A 12,752-nucleotide genomic window follows, 5' to 3' on the forward strand; every position below is an offset into this window, starting at 1 on the left:
ATAAAGCTGAAAATTCCGCCCAAAGTGGACAGAATGAACATGATAAGTCCCGATAGGGCTGAGCGGACAAGGACCACAGGCGTACCTCTTGGCTGGCGGTGGGGCAAACATACGCCTTCCGCGCGGTGGCGTCAAAACCCGCGCGACGTCAAAACACACGGCGCGGTGGCTGTGAAAAGGGCTTACTGCCGGACATGCTCTGCGCGCAAGGCATCGCCGACCACCCATGTCTCAAGCGCTTGGACAATCCCAAGGGCAACCTGCGCACGCCACTGCGGTTTTTGCAGATCCGACAAGTCCCGCGCATCGGACATGAACCCGACCTCCAGCAGGACACTTGGCACGTCGGGGGCCTTAAGTACGGCGAATTCAGCCTCTAGACGTGGGCGCTTATGCAGTCGGCCAACCGTGCTGCGCAGACCTTCAACCAGCGCATCGGCCAAGGCGTCCGCACGTGGCGTGACCTCAACCCGTGCGAGATCCATCAAGATATCCGCAACTTGGTCGCCTTTCTCGGTTACATCCGCCCCCAGCAAGACGTCTTCACGGCTTTTGCGTTCAGCCAGTTGGGCCGAGGTCGGGTCGCTTGCCTGATCCGACAGGGTATAGACCGTCGCGCCCGACGCCTCCCCTACTGTGATCGCATCGGCATGCAGCGACAAAAACACATCGGCACTTGCCGCCCGCGCGATCGCGACCCGCTCGGCCAAGGGGACAAACACATCGCTAGTGCGGGTCAGAACAACGCGGTAACCGCCTTGCCGGATCAAGGCCTCCTCTACTTCACGGGCAAACGTCAGCATCAGGTCCGCCTCGCGCAGACCATCGCGCTGCGCGCCTGAATCGATGCCACCATGACCGGGGTCCAACACGACAACGGTATCGCCAGTGTCCGCCTCTGGCGTTTGGGGCACTGGCGTGGGCAACGCCCACAGGTCTGCCTCGGGCGGGCGCGCGGCTACGGCCTGCGCAAACCCTGCTGCATTAGTACGCGCCAGCCGCAGCGTGATCACCGCACCACCGCTGCTGGGATCAATGCGCATACCCGCCGTATCCACGATCAGGGGGCTGGCCAGTTCCAGTACCATCCGGGACCATCCAGGCCGAAAGCTTCCTATGCGCACGGCCTGCACACCCTTGCTTGCCCCCAGTGCCTCAGGCGAAACGCCTGCCCAAGCAAGTTCTTGAAAATCTAAGATAATGCGGCGCGGCTCATCACGGGTCAGCAGCCGCCACGGGACCGCCTGGCTGAGCGCGAGCGTAACCTCAACCCCACCGCGCACATCCACAATCTGGGATGCCGCAACATCCAAACGCGCCAACGCCCGCAAGTCCTGTGCGTTGGCCACAAAGGGTAGCCACAGCCCGCACACAACAAGGAACAAAAGCGCGCGCATGTCAGCTTCGCGCCTGCATGAATTGCTTCAACCGTGCCAAGCCTTCGATGATGTCATCTGTACCGCGCGCGTAGGAAAACCGCAGCGTGCCGTGCCCGCGCACCGGATCAAAATCGAGCCCCGGCGTCACCGCCACGCCCGCATGTTCCAAAATCTCAGCCGCGAACGCGCGACTATCATCAGTCAGATCACTGACGTCGGCATAGATATAGAACGCCCCATCCGGCGGAGCGATCTGGGTAAAGCCCGCGGCTGGCAAACCCTCTAGCATCAAGCGGCGGTTTTCCGCATAGACCGATAGGTTCGCTGTCAGCTCTTGCTCGCACTCCATCGCGGCCAAAGCTGCCACTTGGCTGGCATGAGGCGGACAGATGAACATGTTCTGCGCCAGCCGCTCAATCACGCGGACATGATCCTGCGGCACCACCATCCAACCCACGCGCCAGCCCGTCATTGAGAAGTATTTTGAGAACGAGTTGATGACATAAACGTCGTCCGACACCTCCAGCGCGCTGATCGCGCGGCCTTCGTATTGGATCCCGTGATAGATCTCATCAGAGATGAAGGCGATGTCGCGCGCGTCACATGCCGCGATCAGATCACTAAGTGTGGCGTGATCCAGCATCGTGCCCGTGGGGTTCGCAGGCGAGGCCACAATAAGACCGGCCAAATCAGATGAAAGATCACCTGCAACAGGTTGAAATCGCGTTTCTTTGATTGTCTCGATACGGGTTGGTTGTAGGCTCAAGGCCTTGAGGATTTGACGATAGCTCGGATAGCTCGGATCACCCAATCCGACCTTTTCGCCGACTTCAAACAGGGCCGTAAACGCAAGGATGAACCCTGCCGAGGACCCAGATGTCACGACCACACGCGCCGGGTCCAGATCGACATCATACCACTTTTTGTAGAGCCCCGCGATCCGCGCACGCAACTCTGGCAGACCCAGCGCCACGGTGTAACCCAACGCATCCGTATGAATGGCCTGCGCTACCGCGGCACGTGCGCCCTCGGGTGCGCCAGTGCCGGGTTGGCCCACTTCCATGTGTATGATGGATCGCCCCTGTGCTTCGGCGGCACGGGCCGCCTCCATCACGTCCATCACAATAAACGGATCGACCAAGGCTCGGGTTGCGTTGCGCATAAGACACTCCATATGGTTAGGCATCAAAAACCAGCCCCGGGAGGCAAGGTCAATGGTGACACTGCAACGATGGGCGGCCCGGGCGATTTTGACCCTGACATTCGCGTTGGCGCCGGTGATCGCCATGGCGCAGACCCTCGTGCGTGATGCGGAAATCGAATACGCGCTGCAGCAGGTCGCTCAACCGATCCTGCAGGCAGCGGGCCTTCCCTCTAGCACGCGCATCTTTGTGATCCTTGATAGCTCGCTCAATGCCTTCGTGGTCGACAACAAGTCGATCTTTTTCCACTCAGGATTGTTGCTAAAGCTCGACACACCCGCCAAGGTGCAAGCCGTCATCGCCCATGAGGCCGCGCATATCGCCAATGGCCATATCTCGCGGCGCCGATCCAATATTGGGGCGGCCAGTACGGCGGCACAACTGGGACTTTTGCTGGCAGCGGCAGCTGCGGCGGCAGGCGGTTCTGGTGATGCAGCAGCCGGGCTTGCCATTGGGGCGGGCAGTGCCGCGCAACGCGCGCTCTTTGCGCATACCCGCGCCGAAGAAGCCTCCGCTGACCAAGCCGCCCTACGCTACATGCGCCAAGCCGGTGTGGACCCAAAAGCGATGGTTGATGTGTTAGACATCTTTCGCGGCCAGGAGGCCCTAAGCCGTGGGCGCCAAGACCCCTATGCCGTCACACATCCTTTGACCCGCGACCGGTTGCGCGCGGTTGAGGCCTTTGCCGCAGGCACATCGGGTGATGTGCGGACCGACCCGACGACCGCCTATTGGTACGCGCGCGCCGTGGGCAAACTATCGGCCTTTACCCGCGCGCCCAGTTGGACCCTACGCAGGGTGCGCAACGACACTGGCGAAATCGCCACTATGCGCCGCGCCGTCGCCTATCACCGCAAGCCCGACACCAGCCGCGCGCTTGAAACCATTGATCAGGTGATCGGAATGCGCCCGAATGATCCGTTTTATCATGAGCTCAAGGGCCAAATATTGCTCGAATCCCGCCGTGTAGATGCAGCCATCGCATCCTATCGGCGGGCAATCGCGCTGCGCCCACGTGAGCCGCTGATCCTACGCGGATTGGGCCGGGCACTTTTGGGCGCAGACACCGCCAGCAGCAATGCACAGGCCTTGCAGGTCCTGACCGAAGCGCGTGGACGCGATGCGTTTGACCCCGGCCTGCTGCGCGATTTGGCATTGGCCCACGCCCGCGCAGGGCAGAACGGCTTGGCCTCGGTCGCTACAGCGGAGCGTTACGCCATCCTGCGCAGGTTCAAGGACGCCGCGACCCACGCACAGCGGGCCGCCGGCCTCTTGCCGCAGGGATCATCGGGATGGTTGCGCGCCCAAGACGTTTTGTCCGCCGCAAAACAGGCCGGTGTTGCCAGCAAATAAGCCCCGCACGCAGAGAGCGCACGGGGCTTAGAATTCTTTAGCGAAGGTCATAGACCCAAGACTGAAGTCTTAGCTTTTCTTGGACCACCAGCCACGGCGCTTGGGCGCGGCAGCTTCTTTGGGGGCTTCGGGCGCGGGTTCAGGTGCCGCGACCGCCTCGACCAGTTCCACACTGACCTGAGGCTCATCTTCAGCTAGCGGCTCGGACACCACAGCGGCAACAGCAGCCACCGCAGGGGCCGGAGCTTTTGCGCGCACGCGCTTTTTAGCCTTCGGCTTTTCTGCCACTGGGGCCTCGGCCGCAGGCTCAGGCGCCACAGGTGTTTCCGCGACTGCTGGCTCGGCTGAGGGTTCAGCCACAGGCTCCGCAGCCTCTTGGGGCGTTTCCGTAGCGTCATCCGCAGGCGTGTCCGACTTTTTGCGACGTGACCGTGTGCGCCGCTTTTTGGCGGGCTTTTCTTCCGACTCACCCTCGGCAGCGGGCTCGACCACAGGCTCTGCAGGGGCGTCTTGGTCCCCACCTTCAGCGGCAGGCGCGTCCTGCTGAGCTTCGGTCTCTGTGCCCGACGCCTCATCCCCATTCCCGCCCTTACGACGACGCGAACGGCGGCGACGCCGCTTCTTGGGGGCACCCTCACCGTCTCCGGCTTCGGGCGTTGGGTTTGGCGTGTTGTCACCGTTTGCCTCGGTGGCTTCGGTCTCGTCGGAGGTGTCCTCGACCACATCCGCGTCATCGATTTCATCCATCAAGGCGGAGTCCATCGATACCACGTTGCTCGAAATCTTGGGCAGAACACGTGTCGCGGTCTTGAACTTTTCGAGCGTGTAATCCGGCGCGATCAGATGGGGATCGGCTTGGATACGCACGGCCATCGCATAGCGCGCTTCGATCATCGCCAGATGCTCACGCTTGTCGTTCATGATGTAGTTGGCCACATCAACTGGCAGCTTCAGCAGCACCTCGCGGGAACGCTTACGTGTGCCCTCTTCTTCCAACGCGCGCAGGATCGACAGCGCGAGGCTGTCATCCGAGCGGATCAGCCCTGTACCATGACATGCGGGGCACGGCTGCGTGGTAGCTTCAAGCATGCCCGGACGTAGACGCTGACGCGACAATTCCATCAGGCCAAAGCCCGAAATACGGCCAACCTGAATGCGCGCGCGGTCCGATTTCAGCGCATCCTTGATACGTTTTTCGACGGCGGCGTTATTGCGGCGTTCATCCATATCAATGAAGTCGATGACGATCAGACCTGCAAGGTCGCGCAGACGCAATTGGCGCGCCACCTCATCAGCGGCCTCCAAGTTGGTCTTGGTCGCGGTGTCCTCGATCGAGCCTTCTTTGGTCGCTTTGCCCGAGTTAACGTCGATCGCCACCAAAGCCTCGGTCACGCCGATCACGATGTAGCCACCGGATTTCAGCTGCACCGTCGGATTGAACATCCCTGACAGGTAGCTTTCGACCTGATGACGCGCAAACAGCGGCATGCCTTCGTTGTGATGCTTCACGTTTTTGGCATGCGACGGCATGATCATTTTCATGAAGTCTTTGGCGTGGCGGTAGCCAGCTTCGCCCTCGACAATCACCTCATCGATATCGCGATTGTACAGGTCACGGATCGAACGGCGGATCAGATTGCCTTCTTCATAGATCTGCGCAGGCGCGATGGATTGCAGCGTCAGGGCGCGAATTTGCTCCCACTGGCGTTGCAGATATTCGTAGTCGCGCTTGATCTCGGTCTTGGTGCGCTTGGCACCGGCGGTGCGAATGATCAGACCCGCGCCCTTGGGCACGTCGATCTCATTGGCGATCTCTTTGAGCTTTTTGCGGTCTGGCGCGTTCGTGATCTTGCGGCTGATGCCGCCACCACGGGCGGTGTTGGGCATCAAGACGCAGTACCGGCCCGCAAGGCTGAGGTACGTGGTCAGGGCCGCGCCTTTGTTGCCGCGCTCTTCTTTGACGACCTGCACCAGCATGACCTGACGGACTTTGATGACTTCTTGGATTTTATAACGCCGTGCACGGGGTTTGCGTACGGGTCGGATTTCTTCGACATCGTCGTCATCGGCCACAGTCTCGACGGAGCTGTCCTTTTCGGCGGCGCTCGACTTGCGACGACCCCGCTTGGGCCGTTCACCTGCGGGGGCGGCCTCGGGGGTGTCTACCGGGGTAGCGTCGTCTGAAATAACCTCATCCGATGCGGCGTCTTCGTCGGGTTCAACCACGTCCATACCGGGGATCGAGGTTTCGGCCTCAACCGCTTCTGCGGCTTCGGGTGCTGGCTCTGGCTCGACGGGGGCGGCCTCAACCTCGGGTTCTGGGTCCGCGACAACGTCGCCTGCGGGCGCTTCATCAGCATCGCTGCCGCCAAAATCTTCGGGGTCTTGCGACATCACGGCGTCTTCGATGCCAGTGTCTTCGGCGATTGATGTCGGGGGCGTGTCGTCGCTGTCGGCAGCAGCCTCGGCAACAGGTGTTTCATCGGCGGTTTCAGCAGCAGGCGCTTCAGCCTCAACTTCAGCTTCCGGAGCGTCGGTAGCCTCAACCGAGACGTTTGTAGCTTCAACCGCAGCCTCGGTCACCGCGTCTACATCAGCAGCAGGCTCATCCGAGACGGTTTCTGCAGCAGGCTGTTCAGCCCCCTCTTCGGTTGCCTCGACCTGTTCTTCAACCGTATTCTCGCCGTTTTCATCCGACTTCTTGCGCGACCGCGAACGACGGGCACGCTTGGGCTTGGCGGCGGGCTTTTCTTCTTCCTCAGCCGCGGCCTCTGCATCGGCCTGTTCTTCGGCCAAGATCGCGTCACGATCCGCCTTAGGGATTTGGTAATAGTCGGGGTGGATTTCCGAAAAAGCGAGAAAACCGTGGCGATTGCCACCGTAATCCACGAACGCTGCCTGCAAAGACGGCTCAACGCGCGTCACTTTTGCGAGGTAGATGTTGCCAGCAAGCTGGCGACGGTTCATGGATTCAAAGTCGAACTCCTCAACCTTGTTTCCGTCTGCCACGACAACCCGAGTTTCCTCGGGATGGGTGGCGTCGATGAGCATTTTTTTAGCCATTGTGTCTTTCTGCAAGACACCGCAAAGGGGGGTCCCGCCCTGCCGCGCCGGACGATCGAACGGATCGATCCAACGCGCGAGGGTGGTGGGGCCGCTCGTGCGGCATCAGGTCTGGATGGGGCGATCCGGCAGCTGCGCAAGCCCAAGCGCGGCAGAGCTATCTCTGTCGGGGGGGCCTGTTGTAGTATTGCAGCGCTCTGCATCGCGGTTTGTCTCCGACACGACCCTGGCAAGGCCGGGCGTGTCCGGTTTATGGGCCCTAGCACACGTACATCGCGCGCCGGAGCAGTCGGGTTGGGCCGTTTCCGGCCCGCTATCAAGCTGTGTCGGGACTGGCGCAGTCGGGCGTCTCAGTCCTGTCACAGTGAATCTCTTGTGCCGGTTGCCGCAAAAACGCGATGGCCGACGCTTCCCTCTTAGCGCTAACTACAGGGGAAAGACAATCCAAATTCGCGTTTGATACCTAATCTCAGAGGTAGTTAGACCGGCTAAGCCCGTATTTCGCCATCTTCTCGTTGAGGGTTCGGCGTGGCAGGCTGAGTTCCTCCATCACACTCGCGATAGAACCACGGTGCCGCCGCATGGTGTTGTCGATAAGCATACGCTCGAACGCCTCGACGTATTCCTTTAGCGGCTTGCCCTCGGTGGACACCGCATGCAGCGTCGTTTCTTCGGTATCGGCCATCAAAAGCGAAGCGATGGACCCAGTGCCGCGGCGTTGTTGCAGCACCGCGCGCTCAGCCAGATTGATCAACTGGCGGACGTTGCCCGGCCACGGCGCTTGCAGCAATTGCGCCGCCTCTTGAGCCGTCACTGTCGGCGCCTCTGAGCCGTAATCATCTGAGAATTGTTCTGCGAAATGGGTAAATAGGCTCAGGATATCTTCGCCGCGCTGGCGCAGAGGCGGCAGGGCCAAGCGCATCGCCGCGAGCCTAAAGTAGAGGTCAGACCGCAGGTGTTCTTCGCAGGTTTTTGAAGGGTCGGCCCCACCTGCGATGGCGATAATCCGTGTTTCTGCCGGTGCGCCTTGGTCGTTGATAAAGGTGAGTAGACGCGCCTGCAATGCGTGGGGCAGCGCGTCGATATCTTCAAGAACCAGCGTTCCGCCCCTAGCCTCTTCAACCAAAGGCAGCCCGTCGGCGCAGGGTCCAAACAACCGTTCCTCCAGCGCGTCCTCCGCAAGGGATGCACACGAGATCAGCGAAAACGTTTTGCCCTGACGCGGCCCAACAGCATGAAGCGCATGGGCGACCAGCGTTTTGCCAGTACCGGTTTCACCGTCGATCAAAACATGACCATCCGCCTGCCCCAGATCGAGGATATCCTCACGCAGTCGCTCCATCGCAGGTGATGATCCGATCAGCTTGCGCATCAGAACCGTGCCATCCGACAATTCCTTACGGAGCGCTCGATTATCAAGCGTTAGACGGCGCGCATTTGAAGCCCGCTTGGCAAGGTCCGACATGCGATCCGGGTTGAACGGCTTTTCCAGAAAATCATAGGCGCCCATGCGCATCGCCTCGACCGCCATAGGCACATCGCCGTGTCCGGTAATCATGATCACCGGAAGACTGGAATCCATCCCCATCAATCGCTTAAGGAACGCCATACCGTCCATACCCGGCATCTTGATGTCCGAAATCACAATGCCGGGAAAATCTGAACCCAATCCCTTGAGCGCGTCTTCGGCGCTGGAATAGGTTTCGGTTTCATACCCGGACAGAGCCAGCCATTGGCTGATGCTCTGGCGCATGTCTTGTTCGTCGTCGACAATCGCAATTCGTGCGGCGTGTCCCATAATGTGTTCCTTACTCAGCCGTTACTCGGCGGCTTCAACGTCGCGACTTTCTAGCATCGGCAAGACGATTTCAAACACAGCGCCCCCATCGACCCCATTGCGGGCGGAAAGCCGCCCGCCAAGGTCGTTGATGATCCCAGATGAGATCGCAAGCCCCAGCCCAACACCGTCTCCCGGCTTTTTCGTTGTATAAAATGGCTCAAATAATGTTTCGAGGTTTTCAATGCCGGGCCCCGTATCCCGCACAGCCAAAACGGCGCTGTCCCCCATCGTCAGAAGGATATCCAGCTCCCGCGTGTCCGAACCTTTCATCGCATCAAGCGCATTGCGCACAAGGTTGATGATCACCTGCTCCAACCGTAATCGATCCGCCATGATCATCACCGGACGCTCTGGCGTGGTGCGGCTTAGCACGACGCGGTGCGCTTTGATCTGCGGCTCCATCATGGTCAGCGCGCCCGAAATTGCGGCGCGTACATCCACAGGTTCAAACGCCTCGCCGCCCTTGCGAGCATAGCTTTTCAGCTGCCGAGTGATCGCGCCCATCCGCTCAATCAAATCATCGATCCGCTGGAAGCTCGACATCGCCTCTTCGGGGCGCTTGCGTTGCAGCAGCAGCTTGGCCCCTGCAAGGTAGGTTTTCATCGCCGCGAGGGGTTGGTTCAGTTCATGACTGACAGCAGCAGACATTTCGCCAAGCGCCGCAAGCTTGGACGACTGCGCAAGGCTCTGCTCCGCCTCTTTCAGGGTTTCTTGGACCTTCTTACGCTCCGCGATCTCGCGGCTCAGGCGGTCGTTTAGGCGCCGCAACTCTGCGCTTTCGCGCTGGAACAGCAATGACCGGAACTGCGCCCGGCGGCTCAGCATGTAGAATGTGCCCGCCAGCAACAGCGCGAAGGCCATGATCTGCAACGCCAGCACCGCATTCACCCGCTCGCGCACAGAATCGTAGGTCGTGAAAGTCGTCAAACGCCAGCCACGAAACGGGATGCGTGCACCCAACTCCATGATGGCGTCACCTGAGAAATAGGCCCGGTCCACATAAGGGGCCCAACGTGCAGTGGCCTCAAACGCGCGGGCAATCGCGGAGGGCGCTGAGATTTCCTCAAGCGCGAGCTCAGTGGACAAACCCCGCCAACGCGGCTCGGTCGAGAGGATCACAGTACCTTCGGAATTGGTGACCACAACCGCCTCTGAGGCGCCGCGCCAGCGGGTCTCAAACTTGGCCAGATCAACCTTGACTTGGATCACCCCAAGAGGCGCATTCGCATCACGGATTTGGCGTGAGAAGCTGAACTCATACCCACCACTTTCGAGCGGCGTGATCGTGAACACCGTGCCGTCGGATCGCAGCGCCTCAACCATGTAGGGCTGGTTGCGGTGGACCGTGCCCAGTTGTTCACGGATAGAGGACGCAACCGCGCGACCATCCATGTCGAGCATCAAGATAGAGGCGGCCCCGATCTCATCCACATAGGAAATCAGCCGCTGCGAGGTGTTGGTGTAGTCCTGCGTATTGAGCGCCGAAATCATGGTCGGGTCGCGCGACAACAATAATGGCACAACCGTGTGGCGCTGCAATTCCGACAGGATCGCCCCGGTATAAAGCGCTTGGCGCACCTCGGTGCGTTGCTTGGTCGTTTCCGTAAATCGCTGCGTCAGAACTTGGTTTGAAACCCACACCACGATGGCCGCCAACATCACGACACCCACGATCAATGCGCGTTGCGAGGCGGGCAGACGCGGCTTGGGGCCGGTGGATTGTGCAGCATCAGGGGGTGGGAGCGCGCTCATACCCTAAGGTACCTTGCGGCCGTCCAAGGCTCAAGCGTCGCGCGCATCACGCGCGACTTTGCGCTGATCGTGTGGCAGCCCTGCCAAGCCTTAGGCGCTGACGAGCGCCCCTGCGAGGCCTGTGAACATCGCCGCACCATCAGTGCCGCCATGCACGGCCTCTGCGCGCCGCTCGGGGTGAGGCATCATGCCCAAAACGCGGCGGTTCGCGCTCAGGATACCTGCGATATCCGCATCGGACCCATTGGGGTTGTCGCCGTAGGTAAAGGCGATCCGATCTTCGGTCTTGAGCATCGCAAGCGTATCCACATCCGCCGTGTAATTGCCATCATGGTGCGCGATCGGAATGTCGATCGTGTCACCCTGCGCATAGCCGCTGGTAAATGCACTATCGGCAGTCTCAACCACCAACGGCACGGTTTTGCAGATGTATTTCAGGCCTGCGTTCCGCAGAAGTGCGCCGGGCAACAGCCCCGTTTCCGCAAGGATTTGGAACCCGTTACAGACACCCATCACGTAGCCCCCTGCCTCAGCATGAGCCTTAAGCGCGGTTGCAATGGGTGACTGGGCCGCAATCGCCCCACACCGCAGGTAATCCCCGTAGGAAAAGCCACCGGGCACACCCACAACATCCACCTTCGGAAGCGCGGTTTCTTTGTGCCACACCATCTCAACATCAAAACCTGCACCCCGCAGGGCAACGGCAAGATCCCGGTCGCAGTTTGAGCCAGGGAAAACGAGGACGGCGGCTTTCATGGGCGGGTTCCTTTAGGCGGTGAAATCAGTAATCACGGCCACGCCCGGAGACGTGGGGCCGTTAAACGCAGCAAGTTCACGCGACGTTTCGGACAAGCCGATTTCACGCGCGATGAGTGGGGACATATCGACAGCCCCACGAGTGATCAGATCCAGCAAAGACGGATACCGCCAGCTGGGCATCCCGCGCGATGCATAGACCGCGAGGTTGCCTTGGTAGATGGCAGCCATGTTGACCTCCATCTTTGCGGTATGGCCGGTGGGCAGGCCCAGTTGGATGTGCCGGCCCAAGGGCGCCAGACATTCGAGCGAGCTGTTAACAGTCGCCGGGATGCCAAGTGCCTCCATCGAGACTTGTGCACCCCCGCCCGTAAGCTCTTTGATCCGCGCGCCGACGTCCCCGTCACGGGCGTCAATGACATGCTCCGCCCCAAGGGATTTGGCGTGGTCAAGCTTTTCGGGGACGACATCAACGCAAATGACCCGCGCGCCCAGCGCTTGACCAAGGATCAAGGCCGACAGCCCGACCCCGCCAGTGCCATGCACCGCGAGCCATTCGCCGGTTTGCAGCCCTGCGCGCCCGGTCAAGCCGTGCCAAGCCGTCGTCACGCGACAGCCAAGCCCAGCGGCAACCGTGGCCGACAGCCCTTCGGGCAGCAGCGACAGGTTGTGATCGAACGGAACCGCAACGTATTCGGCAAACGCGCCCGGCTCAACAAAGCCCGGCAAGCGTTGGTTGGGGCAAGTGTTTTGCGCGCCCGATTGGCACGAAGGGCATGAGCCGCACGCTAGAATGAAGGGGGCTACAACCATGTCGCCAACTTTGTGCCGTGCGCGAGGGCCCGCTTCGATCACTTCGCCGCAGTATTCGTGGCCGCCGATTTGGCCCGGTTTGACGCGGGGGTGTTCGCCCACCCAGCCATGCCAGTCAGACCGGCACACACCGCAGGCTTCAACCTTTAGCACCACACCGTCATCGGGACAGGCAGGGTCTGCCACAGTCTCGATCGACAACGGGGCGTTGTATTCCCTCAATACCGCTGCGCGCATGTCTTCCCTCCCGATACGCTCAGATACGGTCGGGACGCAGCGCGCCCCGGACCAAACCTTAGGCCAGCTCTACGCTGTAGCTTTCGATGACCGTATTGGCCAAAAGCTTTTCGCACATGTCGTTGATGTCCGCCTCAGAGGTGCCATCCGCCAGGTCAAGTTCGATCAACTTGCCTTGACGCACGCCCTCAACACCCGCGAAGCCGAGATTGCCCAGCGCCGAACGCACTGCCTCTCCCTGCGGGTCCAGAACACCGTTTTTCAACATAACAGTTACGCGGGCTTTCATTCGGCCACTCCTTAATTGATGAGCGTAGGCTTGCTGGGCGCAGGCGCATTGGTGGGCAGCACGCCCAA

9 protein-coding genes are annotated in these 12,752 nt (G+C 60.6%); 1 reads left to right on the top strand and 8 read right to left on the bottom strand.

The window, feature by feature from the left end; genetic code table 11:
- Positions 1–182: 182 nt before the first annotated feature.
- The gene (locus tag AC4GMC_RS14250; RefSeq protein WP_487877127.1) at positions 183–1,397 is read right to left on the bottom strand and encodes an N-acetylmuramoyl-L-alanine amidase; all 1,215 of its coding nucleotides are present in this window, start codon (positions 1,395–1,397) and stop codon (positions 183–185) included.
- A gap of 1 nt (position 1,398) precedes the next feature.
- On the bottom strand, positions 1,399–2,541 hold the full coding sequence (locus tag AC4GMC_RS14255) for a pyridoxal phosphate-dependent aminotransferase (RefSeq protein WP_487877126.1): 1,143 nt from the start codon (positions 2,539–2,541) through the stop codon (positions 1,399–1,401).
- A 52-nt stretch (positions 2,542–2,593) separates the two neighbouring features.
- Between AC4GMC_RS14255 and AC4GMC_RS14260 the strand changes: the two genes are divergently transcribed.
- The gene (locus tag AC4GMC_RS14260; protein WP_487877125.1) at positions 2,594–3,934 is read left to right on the top strand and encodes a M48 family metalloprotease; all 1,341 of its coding nucleotides are present in this window, start codon (positions 2,594–2,596) and stop codon (positions 3,932–3,934) included.
- A gap of 69 nt (positions 3,935–4,003) precedes the next feature.
- Here the strand turns inward: AC4GMC_RS14260 and AC4GMC_RS14265 are convergent, their stop codons facing one another.
- The 6 genes from AC4GMC_RS14265 to purS all read right to left on the bottom strand — a co-directional run bounded on the left by AC4GMC_RS14265 (position 4,004) and on the right by purS (position 12,684).
- Positions 4,004–6,997: an Rne/Rng family ribonuclease gene (locus AC4GMC_RS14265; protein ID WP_487879174.1), complete on the bottom strand. Its 2,994-nt coding sequence runs from the start codon at positions 6,995–6,997 to the stop codon at positions 4,004–4,006.
- 469 nt (positions 6,998–7,466) lie between these two features.
- A complete protein-coding gene (locus AC4GMC_RS14270; protein ID WP_487878600.1) occupies positions 7,467–8,795 on the bottom strand; it encodes a sigma-54-dependent transcriptional regulator in 1,329 nt (442 codons plus the stop codon).
- Positions 8,796–8,816: 21 nt separating this feature from the next.
- On the bottom strand, positions 8,817–10,589 hold the full coding sequence (locus tag AC4GMC_RS14275; protein WP_487878601.1) for a sensor histidine kinase: 1,773 nt from the start codon (positions 10,587–10,589) through the stop codon (positions 8,817–8,819).
- Between the two features lie 90 nt (positions 10,590–10,679).
- Complete coding sequence (gene purQ, locus AC4GMC_RS14280) at positions 10,680–11,345, bottom strand: phosphoribosylformylglycinamidine synthase subunit PurQ (RefSeq protein WP_487878810.1); 666 nt, start codon at positions 11,343–11,345, stop codon at positions 10,680–10,682.
- A gap of 12 nt (positions 11,346–11,357) precedes the next feature.
- Positions 11,358–12,395 (bottom strand): zinc-binding dehydrogenase, encoded by a 1,038-nt coding sequence (locus tag AC4GMC_RS14285; RefSeq protein ID WP_487878811.1) that lies wholly within the window; start codon positions 12,393–12,395, stop codon positions 11,358–11,360.
- A 58-nt stretch (positions 12,396–12,453) separates the two neighbouring features.
- Entirely contained in the window at positions 12,454–12,684 is a 231-nt protein-coding gene (gene purS, locus AC4GMC_RS14290; RefSeq protein WP_038006497.1) for a phosphoribosylformylglycinamidine synthase subunit PurS, read from the bottom strand.
- Positions 12,685–12,752: the final 68 nt, after the last annotated feature.

It is taken from the genome of Thalassobacter sp., from assembly GCF_982993085.1.